Consider the following 20,571-nt stretch of genomic DNA (forward strand, 5'->3'; position numbering starts at 1 on the left):
CGGGCGGCACGCTCGCCGGGTGACACGCGCTCCGCGCCCGCGAGGGCGCCGTTGTCAGACCTCTGCGGCAGCATCGAGGTCATGAGACCCGCGCCGACGATCCTCCACCTGGACATGGACGCGTTCTATGCCTCGGTGGAGCAGGCGTCCAAGCCGAGCCTGCGGGGCAAGCCCGTGGTGGTCGGCGGCCTGGGGCCGCGCGGGGTCGTCGCGACCGCCTCCTACGAGGCCCGGCGGTTCGGTGTCCACTCGGCGATGCCGATGGCGCAGGCCAGGCGGCTCGCGCCGAACGCCGCGTACCTGGTGCCGCGCTTCTCCTTGTACCGGACGATCAGCGGGCAGGTGATGGAGCTGCTGGGGCGGCTCTCACCGCTCGTCGAGCCGCTGAGTCTGGATGAGGCCTTCGTGGATCTGGAAGCCGGCGGTACGGCCAGTGACAGCGCCTCGGCGCGCGCCACGGGCGAGCGGCTGCGTGCCGACATCCTGGCGGTGACCGGCCTGCGGGGGTCCGTGGGCCTCGCGGGTTCCAAGATGCTCGCGAAGATCGGCTCGGAGGAGGCCAAGCCCGACGGGCTGGTGCTGATAGAGCCGGGCACCGAGCGCGATCTGCTGGCGCCGATGTCCGTGCGGACGCTGCCCGGCGTGGGCCCGGCCACGGGTGACCATCTGCGGCGGGCCGGCATGACGACCGTCGCGCACCTCGCGGAGGCGGGCGAGGACGAACTCGTACGCCTGGTCGGCAGGGCGCACGGCCTGTCGCTGTACCGGATGGCGCTCGGCCTCGACGAGCGGCCCGTGGTCTCCGACCGGGACGCCAAGTCCGTCTCCGTGGAGGACACCTTCGACGTGGACCTGCACGACCGGGTCCGGGTGCGGGCCGAGGTGGACCGGCTGGCGGAGCGGTGCGTGCGCAGGCTGCGCGAGGCCGGCAGGTCGGGGCGGACGGTGGTGCTCAAGGTGCGCAGGTACGACTTCTCGACGCTGACGCGCTCGGAGACGCTGCGCGGTCCCACCGACGACGTGAGCGTGGTGCGGGAGGCGGCGGGGCGGCTGCTGGAGGGGGTGAACACCACGGGCGGCGTCCGGCTGCTGGGGGTGGGCGTGACGGCGCTCGCGGACTTCACCCAGGAGGACCTCTTCGCGCAGGCCGCCGCGGGAGCGGTGGAGACGCCGCTCCCGCTGCCCGACGAGCCGACCGTGGCCCCGGAGCGGGTGCCGCTGCCGGTGACCGCTGTTCCGGCACCGGAGACGTCACGGGCCGAGCGGCGCTTCCCGGCGGGTCACGACGTGCGGCACGCCGTGCACGGGCCCGGCTGGGTGCAGGGGAGCGGGGCGCGGCGCGTCACGGTGCGCTTCGAGCAGCCGGGCTCGGCCGTGGGCCGCGTCCGCACCTTCTGGCTGGACGATCCGGACCTGGAGCCGTCGGACCCGCTGCCGCTGGTGTCCGACGACACATAGGCCGGGGGCGTTCCCCGCGTCCGCGACGTCGGGCGCGCCCCTGTCGGGTCTGGGGGCTCGCGGACGCGAAGGGGCTTTCCCCGGTGCTCGACGGCCGGGGGGCGTTCCCCGCGTACGCGACGTCGGGCGGGGGCTGTGCCGGGTCTGCGGGGCTCGCGGACGCGAAAGCGGACTTCCCCCGCTGCTCGACGCGCCCGCAAGGAGGCGTGTGACGGCTCTGTGGAGGCCCTGAGGCCCCGCGAAGACGCCCGGGGGTCCGGAACGCCGGGCAGGCGGGTGGCAAGCGCTCCTGGGCCGTCCGAGGGCCGGGCCGTCCGAGCGCCGGGCCGCTCCCGATCCGGGCGCCGGGCTGTTCCCGGTCCGAGCGCCGGGCCGCTCCCGATCCGGGCGCGGTCCGCGAACGGCCGGCGGGGCCGTCCGTCGTGGCCGGGATGGACGGCGGTGGTTCGGTGGCGCCGGCTCAGTCGTCCTGGCCCGCGACCTTGCCGAAGTCGCGTTCCCGGTCCTTCTCGGAGAGCGACGCCGCGTCCTCGGGCGACTCGGCGGCGGGGATCTCCAGGCCGTAGTGGTGGTAGAGCTGGAGCTCCTGTTCCGGGGAGAGGTGGCGGCCCACCCCGAAGTCCGGCGCGTCCTTGATCAGGGAGCGCTCGAACGGGATCCGGAGGGTGTCGTCGACCAGGGTGCTGGGTTCCAGCGGGACGAACGCGTCCCTGCTGAACAGGCCCGTGCGGACGGCCGCCCACTCGGGCACACCGGTCGCGTCGTCCAGGTACACCTCGTCGACCGTACCGATCTTGTGCCCCTCGCGGTCGAACGCCTTGCGGCCGATCAGGCTGCGCGGATCGATGTCTGTCTCCACGGTCCCTCCAATGAGTCGCAACCGGTGGTAAATACTACAAAAGGGCACTCCGGGGTGTGCGTCCACTCGGGGTTCCTGGGTAGGGACCCCAGGGCTCCGGGCCGCAGGGCCCCGCGGCGGACCTGGGCGGGGCGGCCGGAAAGTGGACCTCAAGGCTCCGCTGGTAGGCTGGCCGTGGCTACTGACCCCGCGCGGGAGAGTCCTCCGGCAGCCCGCCGGAGGCGCCGAAGGAGCAAATCCTCCCCGGAATCTCTCAGGCCCCCGTACCGCGCGGACGAGGTCACTCTGGAAAGCAGGACGGACGTCGACGGCTTCCGCCCTCACCGACGGTGAAAACCGGCGCGCGGCACATGCCCGCGAGCCGGTGAAGCTCTCAGGTCGTATGACAGAGGGGGAGGCCGTCCGGGTAGCACTCATTGCCGAGTGACGCCCCACGCAGGTCGCGTCGACCAGGAGGCCTCCGCACATGACCGCCCACCGCATGACGCTCGCACAGCTGGAGCGCGGCATTCCCTTCGAGCACCGCCACATCGGACCCGACGCGGCGGCGCAGGCCAAGATGCTCGCCCAGGTCGGCTACGGCTCGCTGGACGAGCTGACGGCCGCCGCCGTCCCCGACGTGATCAAGAGCGCCGAGGCGCTCAACCTGCCGGAGGCCCGCACCGAGGCGGAGGTGCTCGCGGAACTGCGCTCGCTCGCCGACCGCAACCAGGTGCTCGCGCCGATGATCGGCCTCGGCTACTACGGCACCTACACACCGCCGGTGATCCTGCGCAACGTGATGGAGAACCCGGCCTGGTACACCGCGTACACGCCGTACCAGCCGGAGATCTCGCAGGGCCGCCTGGAGGCCCTGCTGAACTTCCAGACCGTCGTCGCGGACCTGACGGGGCTGCCCACCTCCGGCGCCTCGCTGCTCGACGAGGGCACGGCCGCAGCCGAGGCCATGGCGATGGCGCGGCGCGTGGGCAAGGTCAAGGAGGGCGTCTTCCTGGTCGACGCCGACACCCTGCCGCAGACCGTCGCGGTCATCCGCACCCGCGCGGAGCCGACCGGGGTCGAGGTCGTCGTCGCGGACCTCGCGGACGGCATCCCCGCCGACGTCGCCGAGCGCGGTGTCTTCGGTGTGCTGCTGCAGTACCCGGGCGCCTCCGGCGCGGTGCGCGACCTGCGCCCCGTCGTCGAGCGGGCCCACGAACTCGGCGCGATCGTCACCGTCGCGGCCGACCTGCTGGCCCTCACACTGCTCACCCCGCCCGGCGAGCTGGGCGCGGACATCGCGGTGGGCACCACCCAGCGCTTCGGCGTCCCGATGGGCTTCGGCGGCCCGCACGCCGGTTACATGGCGGTCCGGGAGAAGTTCGCCCGCAGCCTGCCGGGCCGGCTGGTCGGCGTCTCCGTGGACGCCGACGGCAACAAGGCGTACCGCCTCGCCCTGCAGACCCGCGAGCAGCACATCCGGCGCGAGAAGGCGACCAGCAACATCTGCACCGCGCAGGTGCTGCTCGCCGTCATGGCCGGCATGTACGCCGTCTACCACGGTCCGGACGGTCTGCGGGACATCGCGCGGCGCACCCACCGGTACGCGACGCTCCTCGCGGCGGGCCTGAGCGCCGGCGGTGTGGAGATCACCGAGGACGCGTACTTCGACACCCTCACGCTCCGCGTGCCGGCCCGGGCCGCCGAGGTCGTCGCGGCCGCGAGGGAGGGCGGGGTCAACCTGCGCCTGGTCGACGCGGACCACGTCTCCGTCGCCTGCGACGAGACCACGGGGCGTGCCCAGCTCACCGCCGTCTGGGCGGCGTTCGGTGTGCAGGGCGACGTCGAGGCGCTCGACGCGGCCGCGACCGAGGCGCTGCCCGCGTCCCTGCTGCGAAGCGACGACTACCTGACGCACCCGGTCTTCCACAGCCACCGTTCCGAGACGTCGATGCTCCGCTACCTGCGGCGCCTGTCCGACCGGGACTACGCGCTCGACCGCGGCATGATCCCGCTCGGCTCCTGCACGATGAAGCTGAACGGCACCACCGAGATGGAGCCGGTCACCTGGCCGGAGTTCGGCGCGCTGCACCCGTTCGCGCCCGCCGAGCAGGCGCAGGGCTACCTCACCCTCATCCGTGAGCTGGAGGAGCGCCTCGCCGAGGTCACCGGCTACGACGCCGTCTCCCTGCAGCCCAACGCCGGTTCGCAGGGCGAACTCGCGGGTCTCCTCGCCGTACGCGCGTACCACCGTGCCAACGGCGACACCGGCCGTACGGTCTGCCTGATCCCGTCCTCCGCGCACGGCACCAACGCGGCCAGCGCCGTGATGGCGGGCATGAACGTCGTCGTGGTGAAGACCAGCGACTCCGGTGACGTCGACGTCGACGACCTGCACGCGAAGATCGATCGGTACGGTTCCGAGCTGGCCGTCCTCATGGTCACCTACCCGTCCACGCACGGTGTCTTCGAGGAGCAGATCGGCGACATCTGCGCGGCCGTGCACGACGCGGGCGGCCAGGTCTACGTGGACGGCGCCAACCTCAACGCGCTGGTGGGCCTCGCGAAGCCGGGCCGCTTCGGCTCGGATGTGTCGCACCTGAACCTGCACAAGACGTTCTGCATCCCGCATGGCGGCGGTGGCCCGGGCGTCGGCCCGATCGGTGTGCGCGCGCACCTCGCTCCGTACCTGCCGAACCACCCCCTGCAGCCGGCCGCGGGTCCCGAGACGGGCGTCGGCCCGATCTCGGCGGCGCCCTGGGGCTCGGCGGGGATACTGCCGATCTCCTGGGCGTACGTGCGGCTGATGGGCGGCGAGGGTCTCGCCCGCGCCACCCAGGTCGCGGTGCTCGCGGCGAACTACATCGCCAAGCGTCTGGAGCCGCACTTCCCGGTGCTGTACACCGGACCGGCCGGCCTGGTGGCGCACGAGTGCATCGTCGACCTGCGGCCGCTGACCAAGGCGACCGGCGTCTCGGTCGACGACATCGCCAAGCGCCTGATCGACTACGGCTTCCACGCGCCGACCATGTCGTTCCCGGTTGCCGGAACGCTGATGATCGAGCCGACGGAGAGCGAGGATCTGACCGAACTCGACCGGTTCTGCGAGGCGATGATCGCGATCCGTGCCGAGATCGAGAAGGTCGGCTCCGGCGAGTGGGCCGCCGACGACAACCCGCTGCGCAACGCGCCGCACACCGCCGCCGCACTCGGTGGCGAGTGGACCCACCCGTACAGCCGTGACGTGGCGGTCTTTCCGCCCGGGGTCTCGGTAGCCGACAAGTACTGGCCGCCGGTGCGGCGCATCGACGGCGCGTTCGGGGACCGCAACCTGGTCTGCTCCTGCCCGCCGCTGGACGCGTACGAGCACTGACGGACGTCGAAGGCCCGCGGGCGGCGGCGTCCGCCGCTCGCGGGCACAGGGCCTGATGCCCTGCGAGCGGGAGTAAGGCGTGCCCGTACGGCACCGGAGCGGGCAGCCCGCCACAGCGACACCGAGGGGCCGGTCAGGAGCGCATGCTCCGGACCGGCCCCTCGCTCATGCGCCCGGCGCCTCGGCCGCAGGAGCGCCGCCGCGTCACGCCGCCGCTGCCACCTGGTCGGCCCGGAGCGGCCGGTGCGGGGCGATGATCTGCCCGTCGGGCAGCAGTTCACCGGTGTCCTCGAACAGGACGACGCCGTTGCAGAGCAGACTCCAGCCCTGCTCGGGACGGCTCACCATCGGATGGGCCGCCTCGCGGTCGGCGGAGTCGGCGCTCGGACAGGCTGGCTGGTGCTGGCACATGGGCGGGTTCTTTCGCTGCGTGGTGGGGACTGACGTACTCCGGGCCTTCGTGTCCTGGCTTCTCGTGCGTGGCTGATCGCCGTGCGGCTGATCGCTGTGCGGAGGACGCGTACCGTCCGGTGCCGCGCGCTGTGCGGGATACATGACCGCCCCGTCTCTGTTGTCCGGACCCAGTGTCGTCCCGCGCGAAGTGATCCACGGGGATTTCACGGCAGCACGGTGTCGTGGGCCAGGACGCCATCACCCGGTCGGCCGGTTCTGCTCAACTTAGCGGTCCTTGATGACCGTTGGCGAACCGTGACCGGAGCGTTCGATGAACCGCACGAGGGCCGTCGGCGCGTACGCCGTCCCGGCCCTCGTCCCGAACACGCGAAGCGCCCCGCGGCCGGGAGGCCGCGGGGCGCTGGGGGGCCGCTGCGCCGCAGGTCAGACGGGGGTACGTAGAAGAGGCGCGGGTGCGAGAGGTGCGGGAGCGAGCCGCAGACCGATCACGGGAAGCAGTTCCGCCGCACGGTGCGGCCGGTGCGCCGCGAAGCCGGGAGGCGCCGGCGCGAGAGGCACCAGCAGGTCGCCCGGGGCCACGGCGCCGGTGGCCGGGTCGGCGTCCGTGTCCTGGTGCAGCCACAGCGTCAGCATGTACAGCCCCGGTACGGAGAGCAGGCGTGGCTGGTAGGCGGTGTGCAGCACCTCGGCCTGGCGCAGAGCCCGCTCCGTCGCCGTCACGTACGGACCCTCGAAGAACCGGGAGAAGGCCCAGCCGTCGGCGGTGAGCATCGTGTCGGCGGCGGCCACCATGCGCTCCCCGGCGCTGATGGTGAACCGCCATCCCGTCAGCCGCGTGTGGGGAGCGGCCTCGGCCCCGTCGAGCAGCGCCGGTGCGGCGAGCACCTCGGGGGCGTCGAGTACATGGAGCGGAAGGGGGAGTTCAGGGCTCAGCGGTCCTTGCGCGGACCGCAGAGCCGGGGTCGGGGCCTCTCGAACGGCGGTGGGGGAGCCGAGAGCGGTCAAAACGCTGCGCAGGGCGGGTGCGGGTACTGGAGGGACATGCAGCGGCATGGTGGATTGCCTCTCGCTCAGGAGACAGGGTGCAGCGCGGGTGCGAAGGGAGGTGCGGACAACTCTGTCGGCGTGCGGGCTCGGAAACGTGATCCGGGGCCTGGGCCTTGCGCCCGCTTTCCACCTCGTCCGCGAAGTTTATACGACCCGTGTTCACACGATGTTTCTTCTAGCTGTCGCGACGATTGCGGACAAGCCACTATTCAGCCGGATTTCGGCGGTGATTTGCTGGACGCATTGTGAACGGGTGGCATCCGGCCTGCGGTGATCCCGCTCAGTCGGACGGCCGAAACCTGTCCGGCATTTTCGCCGGTCATTGCGTACCCTGCGGCACGGACGTGCTCGCTCGGTATGCCACGGGCACATGCTCGCGCGGCAGCCGCGTACCGGTGCCCGACCTGGCCCGTGCCGGGGAAAGGACGACCCTTCGCCGACCGGTGCATGCCTATGCTACTGAACCCGAGGCTATGCCAGAAGGGCGCGTCCCGGAGGTGCCCGGCGAATGTGACGCCAGAACCTGCCCGGGGAACGCGTGAGCCGGATATGAGTCACGTATGTGCCGTGCGTGCGTGTCCGGGGACAGTCTAGCCGCGGGCGGGGGTCCGGGGGAGGACGTTAGGGATCAACGCGCGGGGGCATTATCGAGCGAGACACGCGCACTGTTGTGGGGCCGTCAACGCCGAGGAGGACACGTCGATGGGTGAGAAGGTCGACGCGGGGGGCTTTGACCTGGCCGGCCGCGAGCAGTACCGGAAGAGGCTCCGGCAGTGCCTCTCGGTGCTCGGGAAGCTGCTCGCGGAGAAGCGGTTCGACAAGCCCAGGAATCTGATCGGGCTGGAGATCGAACTCAATCTCGCGGGGTCCGACGGCCTGCCCCGCATGATGAACAACGAGGTGCTCAGCCGCATCGCGAGCCACGATTTCCAGACCGAGCTCGGCATGTTCAACCTCGAAGTGAATATCGCGCCGCACCGTCTGAACGGACGGGTCTTCGACCAGCTCGCCGAGGAACTGCGCGCGGGCCTCGGATATGCGCACCGCAAAGCGGAAGAGGTCGACGCCGGGATCGTGATGATCGGAATTCTCCCGACGCTCGCCCACCACGACGTCGGATCGGGAAGCCTCTCCGCCGTCGACCGCTACACCCTTCTCAACGACCAGATGAGGGACGCGCGCGGAGAGGACTTCCTCCTCGACATCGAGGGGGCCGAACGGCTGGTCGCGACCTCCCCGTCGATCACACCGGAGGCCGCCTGCACCTCCGTCCAGCTGCATCTGCAGGTGACGCAGGAGCGGTTCGCCGACGTCTGGAACGCGGCGCAGGCGGTGGCGGCGGTGCAGATCGCGCTCGGGGCCAACGCGCCGTTCCTGTTCGGCAAGGAGCTCTGGCACGAATCACGGCCGCCCCTGTTCGAGCAGGCCACCGACGTACGGCCGCCCGAACTGCGGGTCCAGGGCGTCCGTCCGAGGACCTGGTTCGGCGAGCGCTGGATCGACTCGCCCTACGACCTCTTCGCGGAGAACCTGCGCTACTTCCTGCCCCTGCTGCCGATCATGTCCGACGAGGATCCCCAGAAGGTACTGGACGACGGGGGCGTGCCCGCCCTGCAGGAGCTGTCCCTGCACAACGGCACCATCTACCGCTGGAACCGCCCGGTGTACGAGGTCGCCGAGGGCGTGCCCCACCTGCGGGTGGAGAACCGGGTGCTGCCCGCGGGGCCGACCGTGACCGACGTCATCGCCAACGCCGCGTTCTACTACGGGCTTGTGCGCGCCCTCGCCGAGGACAGCCATCCGCTGTGGCACCGCATGCCCTTCTCCGTCGCGGCGGAGAACTTCGACACGGCCTGCCGGCACGGCATCGAGGCAGAACTGCGCTGGCCCCGGCACGGCAGGTCGTCCGGGCTCGCCACCCGGCCCGCCGTGGATCTCGTACGTGACGAGCTGCTGCCGCTCGCGGCGGCCGGACTCGACGCGTGGAACATCGAACCGGCCGACCGGGACCTGTACCTCGGGGTGATCGAGGAGCGCTGCAAGCGGCGGACGAACGGGGCAGCGTGGCAGATCGGCACGTTCCACCGGGCGCTGGACGCGGGCCTCGAACGGGACGCCGCCTTCGCCGCGACGACCCGCAGGTACAGCGAACTGATGCACCACGGCAGCCCGGTGCACACCTGGCCCGTCGGCTTTCCGGGGCCCGGGGAGTCAGGGCGGCTGCCCACCCGGTAACAGCCGCGGCGCGGTAGCGGGCGGTGCGGGCGGGGGGCGACGTGCGGTGGGCGGCGAACGGCCGCGACGGCCCGGGGCCGCCGCGGCCGGGTCGCGGGAGGGGTTGCACAGCCGCCGGGCGTAACTTGTGCACGTCGGCCGCGCGCGCCGGCTGTGACACGTACCCGTGGAGGCCGGTGTGCAGGTGGAGGCAGGGCCCGTGACCGATTCCCGCCCCGGACAGACGCCTGGGGACCTGACCCGCGGAGCGCTGCGGACCGAGACCCTGATCGTGCTCGCCTTGTCCCTCGGGGCGAGCGGTGTGTCCGCACTCATCAGCTTCGTCGGCTCTGTCACCAAGGGCGGTTCGCTCAAGAGCCAGGCCGCCAACCTGAACGCGTCGGCCGCGCCCGGCCGGCCGTGGCTCGATCTGACCTGGCAGCTGTTCGACATCGCCACCGCCCTCGTGCCCGTGGTGCTCGTCGCGTATCTGCTGTTCCGGGAGGGCAGCAGCCTGCGCGCGATCGGCTTCGACCGGCGCAGACCCCTCTTCGACCTCGGCTGGGGCGCGGCGATCGCGGCGTGCGTGGGCGGCATCGGCATCGTCTTCTACCTGTTCGCGCAGGGTTCGGGCGCCAATCTGACGGTGGTGCCCGAGTCGCTGCCCGACGTCTGGTGGAAGTTCCCTGTCCTCGTGGTGTCCGCGGTGCAGAACGCGATCCTCGAAGAGGTCGTCGTGGTCGGCTACCTGCTGCGGCGGCTCGACCGGCTGGGCTGGACCCCGCTCGCCGCCCTCGCCGGCAGCGCCCTGCTGCGCGGCTCCTACCACCTGTACCAAGGCCTCGGCGGCTTCGTCGGCAACATGGTCATGGGCATCGTGTTCGTGCTCCTGTACCGCAGGTGGGGGCGGGTCGGGCCGCTGGTCGTCGCGCACTCCCTGATGGACATCGGTGCCTTCGTCGGGTACGCGCTGCTCGCCGGACACGTCAGCTGGCTGCCCACGCTCTGACGGTCCGCGCGGAATACCACGCGCCGGGCGCCGCCCGGGCGGTCCGGGCAGCGTCGCGCCGTCGATCGCGGTGACTGCCGAGGGGCGGGCGCGGGGCGGTGCGGAGCCGTACGCGCGAAGCCGAGCCCCCGACCCGCCAAGGCGCGGGGAACCGGGCGTTCGGGGCGTACCGCCGGACCCGGTGCTCCCGCCGGGCCGGGACCGCGCCGGCCACGCGATCCGGCGCGTCGGCCGGCCTCGTCGCTACGGGCGAATCGGGGCGGCCCAGCGGGCGTCCGGGGCGAGGGCGGCGAGGATCGCGGGCAGGCCCGGCGGTTCGACCCGGTCCGGCAGTGCGTCCAGGTCGGGCCGGGCCACCCACCTGTGGCCCTGGAGCGAGTCCCGTTCGCCGGGGAGCAGACCGTCGCGGCCCAGCGCGGGGCGTTCCTCGCGAAAGCGCGCCACGAAGAAGTGCTCCGTACCGACGTGCCGGCGGCCCATCCACCACACGTCGCGGTCGACGGGCACCCATCGGTCGAGCACCGCCGACGGATCGAGCCCGGTCTCCTCCACCAGTTCGCGCCGCGCCGCGACGAGCGGTGACTCGCCCTGCTCGATGCCGCCGCCTGGCGGTTCCCACAGCAGTGAACCGTCCAGTGAATCGCGCCAGTTGAGGAGCAGCAGGCGGTCGGCGAGGTCCAGGCACAGTACGCGTGCGGCCGGCCGGTGTGGGGTCTGCATCGGTGTGCGTCCCTTCATGCCGGGGGCGCCCCTTGCCTGCCGGGCCGTCCGTCGCGGAGGAGCCCGGACCTGATGGGTCCGGGGCGGTGGGAGATGACACGGGCCGGTCCGTCCACGCCAGGCCGTGACGCGCCACAGTCTGGCAGCGACCGGTGCGGGAGCCGTCGGCTTTCGGCGGTGACGGGCGGGCAGCGAGGCGTTGGCGCAGGTCGGACGGGGGTTGTCGTAAGCGTGTTTCCGATATATCGTTGAGGCATCGCGATCGATCAAAGATCGTACGTGGAAGACCTTGTGACATGAGAACGGGAGTATCACCATGCACGGAACACACGGACACGACCATGGACACGGACACGAGCGCGGACCCGGCTTCGGGCCCGGACCCTGGGGTGGCGGCCCGCACGGCCGCGGCGGGTTCGAGGGACTGCGCGCGGCCTTCGGGCCGTTCGGACCGCCCTTCGGCGGACCCGGGGGACCGTTCGGCGGACCCGGTGGACCCTTCGGGGGCGGTGGCCGCGGGCGGGGCGGCGGCCGGGGGCGTGCGCGCCGCGGTGACGTACGCGCCTCGATCATCGCGCTGCTCAAGGAGCGGCCGATGCACGGCTACGAGATGATCCAGGAGATCGGCGAGCGCAGCGGTGGGGCCTGGCGGCCCAGCCCCGGCTCGGTCTACCCGACGCTCCAGCTGCTGGAGGACGAAGGCCTCATCGAGAGTCGCAGCGAGGGTGGCAAGAACCTGTTCACGCTCACCGACACGGGACGCACCGAGGCCGAATCGGTCCCGGACGCGCCGTGGGAGGACGCGGGACGGGGGATCGACTGGGACACGATGAACGAGATCCGGCAGGCCGGGCTCGGCCTGATGGAGGCGTTCGGCCAGGTCTGGAAGACCGGCAGCGCGGACCAGCGCAAGAAGGCCCTCGCGGTCATCAACGACACCCGTAAGAAGCTCTACCTGATCCTCGCCGCCGACGACGAGAGCACCGAGAACACCGGGAAGACCGAGAACACCGAGGACTGACCGGCCTCGATGAACCGACGGCGACGACGGGGGAGAGGCAGGGGCACGACAGCGGGGGGCGGCAGGGCTCCGCGGCGACGCGCCGCGGGGCCCTATCGTGTGGTGGGACCGCTGCCCGACTTCGGGCAACGGGCCCCTCAGCGCCGCGGGCCGCGCGCGACCGACGGGCGGCCCGGCGCGAGAGCGGAGCCGGACCGGTACGACCGACGGGCGGCCCGGTGCGAAGTTCGACAGCCGGACCAGTGCGACGACCGATCGACGGACCGATGCGAAGTTCGACAGCAGGACCGGCGCGAAGACCGATCGACGGACGCCCGCGGGGACCTTCGACGACGGGCCCGGCGGATCCATGGACGGCCCGGAGCGGGGGAACGGCGACAACCGGCCGGCGGATGGACGGATGGACGGTCCGACGCAGCGACCGGCCGGCGGATGGACGGATGGACGAACCAGTGGAGGAGACCGCATGACGGACGCTCGATGGACCGCCGTGGACGCGTACTTCAGCGACCGGCTCGTCCCGGAGGACGAGGCGCTTCAGGCCGCGCTGCGCGTGAGTCGCGAGGCAGGGCTGCCCCCCATCAACGTGGCCCCCAACCAGGGCAAGCTGCTTCACCTCATCGCTCAGATCCAGGGAGCGCGCCGCATCCTGGAGGTCGGCACGCTGGGCGGCTACAGCACGATCTGGCTCGGCCGCGCGCTGCCCGACGACGGGCATCTCGTGTCGCTGGAGGCCGATCCCCGGCACGCCGACGTGGCGCGCGGGAATCTCGCGCACGCGGGCCTCGCCGGTCGCACGGAGGTTCGGCTCGGGCCCGCGCTGGACACGCTCGCCGCGCTCGTCGAGGAGGGTGCCGAGCCGTTCGACCTGGTCTTCATCGACGCGGACAAGCCCAACAACCCGCACTACCTGGAGTGGGCCCTCAAGCTGACCCGGCGCGGCAGCGTGATCATCGGCGACAACGTCGTGCGCGGGGGAGCGGTCGTCGACGGGGACGCGGCGGACCCGACGGTGCGGGGCGTCAGGGATTTCCTGGAGCTGATGGGGCGCAACCCGAGGCTGTCCGCCACCGCCGTGCAGACGGTCGGCGCGAAGGGGTACGACGGGTTCTCGCTGGCGCGCGTGATCGCCTGATCCGCGCGTGCCGGGCCATCGGGCGGGCTGGGCGGGACGGAGGTGTGAGTGTCCGCGTGGGCGGGGTCACAAGGCGGCGCGCCTGCCCGCGCGGACGTTCAGGGGTCGTGCCCCGGGATCTCCTTCGCAAGGATGACGGCCGGCCCCCGCGCACCCACCCAGTGGCGGATGCGGGGATGCTTCCCGGCGGGGATGCCCTCCTGCCGTGAAGCTGATGTGGTGGAAGGGTGCAATGCCCCACCTCGCGGGTGACCGAAACCCCCGCCGCCCTCCGCGCCGACCTGGACGCCCGCATCACCGTGGAACTCGCCTCGGTGGTGGCGGGTGCGCGCCGGCGTGCGCACCGGGACGGGGACGGCCAGATCGACACCGCTCACCTGCTGCACTCGCTGGTCGAGTCGGATCCCGAGGTGCGTGACGTGTTCGCCGACGACGGGCAGGTCGTGCGGGTGCTCGGCTACCTGGTGCAGCGGAGCATCGGCTACGGGCTGCGCTGGCACGGGACGGTCGAGGACTCGGGCGCGATGCCCCGCGTGGCGCCCGGGGGACTGGGCGGATGGTCGCCGCCTGCCGTCCTGGCCATGGAGCGCGCTCTTCGCCGCGCCGGGCGCCGGGGCGCCGAACGCGCGGCAGGAGTGGACCTGTTGGCGAGCCTGGCGGCGGACGCCGAGTGCCGGGCGGTGGAGGTCCTGTCGCGGGCGGGCGTCGACGCGGCTGCGCTGGCGTGGCGGATCGCGGGCGGCTGACGGGGCCGATCGCGGTCCGGTGGCCGGTGCGGACCGGGGGCTGGTGACGGCGCCGCCGTGCTCCGCGCGCGGGCGCCCGGCGGGGGCCGCTGTGCGACAGGGCTCTGGGTGCGGACGCTCCTGACGGCACCTGTCATGATGGCGTCATGCGTGTCACTCAGGGCAGTCTCCCCGGCGGCAGGGGCACGGGCCTCGGCCTCGCGCTGATCTCCGCCCTGGCGTTCGGCGGCTCGGGTGTCGCCGCCAAACCACTGATCGAGGCGGGCCTCGACCCGCTGCATGTGGTCTGGCTCCGCGTCGCGGGCGCTGCCCTGGTCATGCTGCCCCTCGCCGTGCGCCACCGCGCGCTCCCACGGCAACGGCCCGCGCTCATCGCCGGGTTCGGGCTGTTCGCGGTGGCGGGCGTCCAGGCCTGCTACTTCGCCGCGATCTCCCGCATTCCCGTCGGGGTCGCGCTGCTCGTCGAATACCTCGCGCCCGCGCTCGTCCTGCTGTGGGTCCGCTTCGTCCAGCGCCGCGTGGTGACCCGGTCGGCGGCCGTGGGCGTCGTGCTCGCGGTGGCCGGCCTCGCGTGCGTCGTCGAGGTCTGGTCGGGGCTGAGCGTGGACCCGGTCGGACTGCTGCTCGCGCTGGGCGCCGCCTGCTGCCAGGTCGCGTACTTCGTCCTGTCCGACCACGGCAGCCAGGGGTCCGACGCCGCCGATCCGCTGGGAGTGGTCGCCTACGGCCTGCTGGTCGGCGCGCTCGTGCTGACGGTGGTGGCGCGGCCCTGGGAGATGCGGTGGGGGGTGCTGGGCGGCACGGCCCGTATGGACGGCACACCGGTCGCCGCGGGGCTGCTGCTGTGCTGGATCGTGCTGATCGCGACCGTTCTCGCGTACATGACCGGAGTGGTCTCGGTGCGCCGGCTCTCGCCGCAGGTCGCGGGCGTGGTCGCGTGCCTGGAGGCGGTCGTCGCGACGGTCCTGGCCTGGGTACTGCTCGGCGAGCACCTGTCGGGGCCGCAGATCGCGGGCGGGATCGTGGTGCTCGTGGGCGCGTTCGTCGCGCAGAGCAGCACCCCGGGCAAGCCCGCCGAGGCCGTCGTGGCGACGGGTGGGAAGCGGGCCGGCGGCGTGGTGCCGGAACACACCGTCAAGGCCGGTGCCGGGAGCCCCGGGGATCCCGGAGGGGCGGCGGACGCCGAAGGGGCGCCCGGCGCGGACGGGCTGCCAGGTGCCGACGGGACGGGGGAACGGGGCACGCCGCAGGAGCGGTTGTCCGGCGGCGGGGCCGGAACGTAGGGTACTGATCATGCATTCGACCGTGCTGCCTCCGCCCGCCGCCTGACGCGGGCGGAACCCACCGACGAAGACCCGGCTCGGGCAGTCCCCGAGCGGCTCGCCGCTGCCCGCGCACCGGAGCAAGCGACCAGTCCGCGCTTTTCGTCCACGGAGTGCCCACGTGTCAGGTTCGTCCTCCCCGTCGTCCGCGTCCTCCGCGTCGTCGGAGTCGTCCTCCGCATCCCCTTCGTCCCCGTCCGTCCCCGCGTCGTCGGAGTCGTCCTCCGCATCCCCCTCGTCCCCGTCCGTCCCCGCGTCCCCTTCGTCTCCGGTCGTTCCCGCGTCGGCGGCCGTCCCCCCGTCCTCGGCCTCCCCTTCCGGCACCCCCGGATCCCGGCCGGTTCCTGCCGATCCTCCTCCTGCTTCCCCCCTCGCCTCCCCCGGTGGTACCCGCGCCGTTTCCTCCCTCGCTCGTTCGGTCACCTCCCGCGCCGCCGTGGAGATGTCCGTCGGGCGGGGGCTGCTGTACCTCGCCGTCGCGGGCCTCGCCTGGGGTACGGCGGGCGCCGCCGGCACGCTCGTCTACCGCGTCAGCGACCTGGGCCCGTTCGCGCTGTCCTTCTGGCGTTGCGCGGGAGGCCTCGTGCTGCTGCTCGGCGCGCTCGCCCTGCGCCGGCGCGGTGGCGCCGGCGGTCGGCGTGATCACACGAGGGAGGGCTCAGCGCCGCGTCGGGCGCCGGTGGAGCCGTGGCGCCGGAGGCTGCTGCGGATCTCCGGATCGGGGATCGCGTTCACGGTCTTCCAGACCGCGTACTTCGCCTCGGTCCACTCCACGGGTCTCGCCGTCGGCACGGTCGTCACCCTCGGCGCGGGCCCGGTGTTCATCGCCCTGGGCGCCCGGGTGCTGATGGCGGAACGGCTGGGCGCCGGCGGGCTGTCGGCCGTACTGGGCGCGCTCGCCGGACTCGGTGTCCTGACACTGGGCGGTGACGGTACGGGCTCCGCCGCCGTACGCCCGCAAGGGGTGGCGCTCGCGGTGCTCTCCGCCGCCGGATACGCGGCGATGACACTGCTCACGCGGTGGCTCGGGCGCGACGGCGGCCGTTCGGACGCGCTCGCCACGACGGCCTGGGCGTGCGGGATCGGCGTGGTGGCGCTGCTGCCGTTCGCGCTGGTGACGGGTGCGGGGGCGGTGCCGCACACGGCACACGCCTCCGAGGTGATCTGGCTGCTCGTGTATGTGGCCGCCGTGCCGACCGCGCTGGCGTACGCGCTGTACTTCGCGGGTGCCGCGGTCGTCCGGGCCGCGACGGTCTCGGTGATCATGCTGCTCGAACCGGTCAGCGCCGCGATCATCGCCGTCTGGGTGCTGCGCGAACGGCTCACCGCGGCGACTGTGGCGGGCACGCTCCTGCTGCTGGCGGCGGTCGTCGGACTCGCCGGGGCGGAGGCGCGGGCTTCGCACCGACGCAGGCGGGGGACTCCGGTGGCGTGAGCGCGAGACGGCGCCGGAGATACGGCGCCGGATCGGGCACCGACGGGCCGCACCCGCGCGGCCGGACCGGTGCCCGGCCCGGTGTCCTGCGGTCCCGTCGACGTGACGTGCCCTCACCGACCGCGGCCCCCGCGCCCGTGGCCCCCCCGGCGCCCGGCCCGGTGACCCACTCCCGTTTCCCGGCCCTGGCCGCGCCCGTGTCCCCTAACCCCCGGCAGGACCGGGGTGCCCGTGACCGGTGCCCGTCCGGTGCCGGGTGTGGTGGGCCAGTGCCGCCTGGTCCCGCGGGGTGGCCCGGGCGCGCAGTCCCTCCGCCGTGCGCGCCTGCGCGCTCTCCGGTTTGTGCGAGCCGTATTTGAACTTCGCCCGGACCTCGCTCACTTCGAGCCGCAGCACCCTGATGCCCGGCAGCATCCGGCCGAAGGGCGGCTCGCCCGGCGTGGCCGGCGTGGTGACGCCGTCCTGCTGGAAGTGGGCGACCTGCCGGTTCAGCAGGGCTGCCTTCTCCCGCGCCTCGTCCACGATCCGTGCCCGGCACGTCAGCTGGACGGCCGTGTAGAAGCTCGTCGGCGTCCCGTGCTCCGGCGGGGTGTCGTCCGGCGCCTGCCAGGGGCCCGGCACGAACACGTAGTCGTCGACCACACTCAGCAGCACGGTCGGGCAGGCCTCGACCGCCGCCCAGATCGGGTTCGGGCGGGCCAGGTGCGTGAGCACCTCGCCGTGCGCGCCGGCGTCGGCGTCGTAGGCGAAGTGCAGCGGCTGTACGAAGGGCGGTTCGCCGGGCAGGCCGTTCACCGCCAGTTGGCCGAAGTCGTGTTCCGCGAGCCAGGCGCGCCAGATCCGGTCCTCTTCCGGGGCGTCCCAGGGATGGATCAGCATCAGGAGCTCCACTCCGCCAGGTAGCCGGGGAGCCCGATCGCCGGGTCGAGGTCGTCCGCCGGCAGTGGCTTCCCGTAGCCCGCCGTCACCGGTACCACTCCGCTCCAGTACGGCAGGCCGCTGTCCTCCGGCTCGTCGTTGGGGCCGCCGGTGCGTATCTTCGCCGAGACCTCGTCGAGGTCGAGCCGGACGACGGACGTCGCCGCGAGCTCCTTGTCGTTCGCGCGGCGGGAGTCGTCGGCGCGGCCGGGCAGGATGTGCTCCACGATCGCGTCCAGCGCGGTCCGCCGCTCCGCCTCGTCCGTGACCTGGTGGGCCACGCCGTGCACGACGACCGAGTGGTAGTTGATCGAGTGGTGGAAGGCGGAGCGCGCCAGCACCAGGCCGTCGACCTGGGTGACCGTCAGGCAGACCGGCAGGCCCGGGGCCGCCTCGCCGGCTCCCCGGGCGCCCGCCGCGCGCAGCGGGCGCGAGCCGGTCGAGCCGTGGACGTAGAGGCTCTCGCCGATCCGCCCGTACAGCGTGGGCAGGACGACGGGCGCGCCGTCGCGGACGAATCCCAGGTGGCAGATGTACGACGCGTCGAGCACCCGGTGCACCAGTTCCCTGTCGTAACGCGCCCGCTCCTTGGATCGGGTGGGGACGGTGCGGTCCGTCGGGCGGTAGTCGATGTCGATCGGATGGGGGGCCGCCACGGCATCCGCTTCCGGCATGTGGATCTCCATTGCACTAGTGCATAATCTTCTTTGTGCTAGGAGAATATCGAATCGAAGGTCGGCGCGCAGCCGAAATCGCCGCCAGCGTGGAGCGAGGGGTGGCGGCCGGCGACCTCGCGCCCGGGCAGATGCTGCCCCCGCTGAGGGAGTTGGCCGACGAGGTCGGTGTGAATCCGAACACGGTCGCGGCGGCGTACCGGACCCTGCGCGAGCGCGGAGTCATCGAGACGGCCGGACGCCGGGGCAGCCGCGTGCGGCACCGCCCCGCCAGCACCCCGCGCGGTTCACTGGGCATGGACGTGCCGCGGGGCGTACGCGACTTGTCCGACGGCAACCCCGACGTCGCGCTGCTGCCCCCGTTGCACGACGCGCTCGCCGCCGTCGCCCGGCGCAACGCGGAACGGCCCGCCCTCTACGGGCGGGGCTCCCAGCTCGACGCCGACCTCGGACGCCTCGCCCGGGCCGGCTTCGACGCGGACGGTGTCCCCGAGGGACCGACGGGCGTCGCGTCCGGGTCCCTCGACGTGGTGGAGCGCGTGCTCGCCGCGCACCTCAGACCCGGTGACGCCGTCGCCGTGGAGGATCCGGGCTGGGGCAGTCTCCTCGACCTCGTCTCCGCTCTCGGCCTGCGGCCGGTGCCCGTGGGCCTGGACGACGACGGTCCGCTCCCCGGGGACCTGGCGCGGGCACTGGAGTCAGGAGTACGCGCCGTCGTGGTCACCGACCGCGCGCAGAACCCCACCGGCGCCGCCGTGGGCGCCGTGCGCGCCGCCGAACTGCGTGCGCTGCTCGCGGGCCACCGGGAGGTGCTGCTCATCGAGGACGACCACGGACACGCGATCGTCGACGTGCCGCTGCACCCGCTCGCCGGGGCGACCTCCCACTGGGCGCTCGTGCGCTCCGTCGCCAAGGCGTACGGGCCCGACCTGCGGCTCGCGGTCTTCACGGGGGACCGCCTGACCGTCGACCGCGTGACGGGGCGCCAACGGCTCGGGCCCGGCTGGGTCAGCAACCTGCTCCAGCGCACCGTCGTGGAGTTGTGGGAGGCCGGGGCCGTGGACGTGCCCGCCGTGGCGGCCGCGTACGGCGCGCGCCGCGACGCCCTCGTGGCGGCGCTGGCGGAGCGCGGCGTCCCGGCGCACGGGCGCAGCGGGATGAACGTCTGGGTGCCGGCGTCCGACGAGACGGGCGCGGTGGCCCGGCTGCTGCAGGCGGGATACGCGGTGGCGCCCGGCGCCCGGTTCCGTATCGCGGCGGCGCAGGGTCTGCGGATCACGGTGTCCGCCCTCACGGCGGACGGCATCGCGCCGCTGGCCGGGGCGGTGGCGTCGGCGGTGCGCCCGGCGCCCGCCCGCAGCTACGGATGAGACGCGGCCAGGACGACCGGGGCAGACGCGCGACGAGGGGCCCCGCCGTGCGTGTGCCCCGGCCCGGCCCCCGGTGGACGGCCGGGCGGCGACCCGGCCCCGCGCTCTCTCCACGGGAGTGGCGGGGCCGGGGCAGCCCGGCGCGGTGCGCGCCCGGACCGCTCGCGTCAGGCGAGCGAGATCGACCCGCCGGAGACCTTGATCTGCTCCGGCGGCAGCGGCTTGGGGGCGGGCCCGCCCTTCACGCTGCCGTCCACGATGCTGTACTTGCTGCCGTGGCACGGGCACTGGATGGTGCCGTCGCTGACCGAGCCCACGGTGCAGCCCTGGTGGGTGCAGACCGCCGAGAACGCCTTGAACTCGTTGGCCTTCGGCTGCGTCACCACGACCTTCTGGTCGGCGAAGATCTTGCCGCCGCCCTCCGGGATGTCCGACGTCTTCGCGAGCACTCCGTCGTCGCCGCCCCCGGAGGAGCCCTTGGCGGGATCCGAGGCCGCGCTGTCCGAGCCGCCACCGCAGGCGACGAGCGCGGCCCCGAGTCCTGCCGCCCCCGCGGCCGCGACCACGGTCCTGCGCGTCACGATCCGCGCGGCTTTCTGCGTACCCGTCATGGCTTGCTCCCCTTGTTGCGATGTGGTGGTGCGATCGTTCCCGGGACGGCCGCGGGACGCGCGACCGGGTCATCCGGAGATACGGAAGAGCGCCGGCCGGCGTTCACCGGTGCCCGGGGAGAAGTTACTGCGGGTGCGGGTGAGGCCCGTGTGAAGGGGGCGAGCGTGTCGGGACGAAGACCGATTTCCGCGCGTCGGCGCGGGTGCGGATACCCGCCCGCCCTGGACCGGACCGGGAGCCGGTTCCTCGCGCGGACGCCGGACGC

The 20,571-nt window shown here is 73.2% G+C and carries 17 protein-coding genes and 1 riboswitch; of the genes, 10 read left to right on the forward strand and 7 right to left on the reverse strand.

Features of this window, described 5'->3' with window-relative positions; genetic code table 11:
* The first annotated feature begins 81 nt into the window (after nucleotides 1-81).
* Nucleotides 82-1,458: a DNA polymerase IV gene (locus tag OG310_RS29435; RefSeq protein WP_329458865.1), complete on the forward strand. Its 1,377-nt coding sequence runs from the start codon at nucleotides 82-84 to the stop codon at nucleotides 1,456-1,458.
* A gap of 460 nt (nucleotides 1,459-1,918) precedes the next feature.
* Here the strand turns inward: OG310_RS29435 and OG310_RS29440 are convergent, their stop codons facing one another.
* Entirely contained in the window at nucleotides 1,919-2,329 is a 411-nt protein-coding gene (locus tag OG310_RS29440; RefSeq protein ID WP_443078907.1) for a PRC-barrel domain-containing protein, read from the reverse strand.
* Nucleotides 2,330-2,499: 170 nt separating this feature from the next.
* A riboswitch (glycine riboswitch) is annotated at nucleotides 2,500-2,596 on the forward strand.
* A 187-nt stretch (nucleotides 2,597-2,783) separates the two neighbouring features.
* On the opposite strand from OG310_RS29440, the gene gcvP reads away from it, so the two are divergent.
* On the forward strand, nucleotides 2,784-5,669 hold the full coding sequence (gene gcvP / locus OG310_RS29445) for an aminomethyl-transferring glycine dehydrogenase (protein WP_329458867.1): 2,886 nt from the start codon (nucleotides 2,784-2,786) through the stop codon (nucleotides 5,667-5,669).
* 204 nt (nucleotides 5,670-5,873) lie between these two features.
* Here gcvP and OG310_RS29450 read toward each other — a convergent pair whose 3' ends face one another.
* Complete coding sequence (locus tag OG310_RS29450) at nucleotides 5,874-6,080, reverse strand: DUF5999 family protein (RefSeq protein WP_329458868.1); 207 nt, start codon at nucleotides 6,078-6,080, stop codon at nucleotides 5,874-5,876.
* A gap of 426 nt (nucleotides 6,081-6,506) precedes the next feature.
* Nucleotides 6,507-7,136: a hypothetical protein gene (locus OG310_RS29455; RefSeq protein WP_329458869.1), complete on the reverse strand. Its 630-nt coding sequence runs from the start codon at nucleotides 7,134-7,136 to the stop codon at nucleotides 6,507-6,509.
* 696 nt (nucleotides 7,137-7,832) lie between these two features.
* Here OG310_RS29455 and OG310_RS29460 point away from each other — a divergent pair.
* Nucleotides 7,833-9,365 (forward strand): glutamate--cysteine ligase, encoded by a 1,533-nt coding sequence (locus OG310_RS29460; RefSeq protein WP_329458870.1) that lies wholly within the window; start codon nucleotides 7,833-7,835, stop codon nucleotides 9,363-9,365.
* A gap of 178 nt (nucleotides 9,366-9,543) precedes the next feature.
* Entirely contained in the window at nucleotides 9,544-10,353 is an 810-nt protein-coding gene (locus tag OG310_RS29465) for a CPBP family intramembrane glutamic endopeptidase (RefSeq protein ID WP_329458871.1), read from the forward strand.
* 243 nt (nucleotides 10,354-10,596) lie between these two features.
* Here the strand turns inward: OG310_RS29465 and OG310_RS29470 are convergent, their stop codons facing one another.
* Nucleotides 10,597-11,073, reverse strand: a complete 477-nt coding sequence (locus tag OG310_RS29470; RefSeq protein ID WP_329458872.1) for an NUDIX domain-containing protein — start codon at nucleotides 11,071-11,073, stop codon at nucleotides 10,597-10,599.
* 316 nt (nucleotides 11,074-11,389) lie between these two features.
* Here OG310_RS29470 and OG310_RS29475 point away from each other — a divergent pair, with 316 nt between their 5' ends.
* The 5 genes from OG310_RS29475 (at nucleotide 11,390) to OG310_RS29495 (ending at nucleotide 16,732) form a co-directional block, all read left to right on the forward strand.
* A complete protein-coding gene (locus OG310_RS29475; RefSeq protein WP_329458873.1) occupies nucleotides 11,390-12,094 on the forward strand; it encodes a PadR family transcriptional regulator in 705 nt (234 codons plus the stop codon).
* A 466-nt stretch (nucleotides 12,095-12,560) separates the two neighbouring features.
* Nucleotides 12,561-13,229 (forward strand): O-methyltransferase, encoded by a 669-nt coding sequence (locus OG310_RS29480; protein ID WP_329458874.1) that lies wholly within the window; start codon nucleotides 12,561-12,563, stop codon nucleotides 13,227-13,229.
* Nucleotides 13,230-13,456: 227 nt separating this feature from the next.
* Complete coding sequence (locus OG310_RS29485) at nucleotides 13,457-13,975, forward strand: Clp protease N-terminal domain-containing protein (protein WP_443078759.1); 519 nt, start codon at nucleotides 13,457-13,459, stop codon at nucleotides 13,973-13,975.
* Nucleotides 13,976-14,121: 146 nt separating this feature from the next.
* Nucleotides 14,122-15,258 carry an EamA family transporter gene (locus OG310_RS29490; protein ID WP_329458876.1) on the forward strand — a complete coding sequence of 379 codons (1,137 nt, stop codon included), beginning with the start codon at nucleotides 14,122-14,124 and terminating at the stop codon, nucleotides 15,256-15,258.
* A gap of 481 nt (nucleotides 15,259-15,739) precedes the next feature.
* A complete protein-coding gene (locus tag OG310_RS29495; RefSeq protein WP_329458877.1) occupies nucleotides 15,740-16,732 on the forward strand; it encodes a DMT family transporter in 993 nt (330 codons plus the stop codon).
* Nucleotides 16,733-16,936: 204 nt separating this feature from the next.
* Here the strand turns inward: OG310_RS29495 and OG310_RS29500 are convergent, their stop codons facing one another.
* Together OG310_RS29500 and OG310_RS29505 are read right to left on the reverse strand one after the other, a co-directional pair.
* Nucleotides 16,937-17,611, reverse strand: coding sequence for an FMN-binding negative transcriptional regulator (locus tag OG310_RS29500; protein WP_329458878.1), 675 nt, complete (start codon nucleotides 17,609-17,611; stop codon nucleotides 16,937-16,939).
* Nucleotides 17,611-18,324, reverse strand: coding sequence for a pyridoxamine 5'-phosphate oxidase family protein (locus OG310_RS29505; RefSeq protein ID WP_329458879.1), 714 nt, complete (start codon nucleotides 18,322-18,324; stop codon nucleotides 17,611-17,613). Before OG310_RS29505 ends, OG310_RS29500 begins: the two co-directional genes overlap by 1 nt.
* 35 nt (nucleotides 18,325-18,359) lie before the next feature.
* On the opposite strand from OG310_RS29505, the gene OG310_RS29510 reads away from it, so the two are divergent.
* Entirely contained in the window at nucleotides 18,360-19,694 is a 1,335-nt protein-coding gene (locus tag OG310_RS29510; RefSeq protein ID WP_329458880.1) for an aminotransferase class I/II-fold pyridoxal phosphate-dependent enzyme, read from the forward strand.
* 167 nt (nucleotides 19,695-19,861) lie between these two features.
* Here the strand turns inward: OG310_RS29510 and OG310_RS29515 are convergent, their stop codons facing one another.
* Nucleotides 19,862-20,305 (reverse strand): Rieske (2Fe-2S) protein, encoded by a 444-nt coding sequence (locus OG310_RS29515; RefSeq protein WP_329458881.1) that lies wholly within the window; start codon nucleotides 20,303-20,305, stop codon nucleotides 19,862-19,864.
* Nucleotides 20,306-20,571: the final 266 nt, after the last annotated feature.

The sequence above is a fragment of the Streptomyces sp. NBC_01497 genome (genome assembly GCF_036250695.1).
GTDB lineage: Bacteria > Actinomycetota > Actinomycetes > Streptomycetales > Streptomycetaceae > Streptomyces.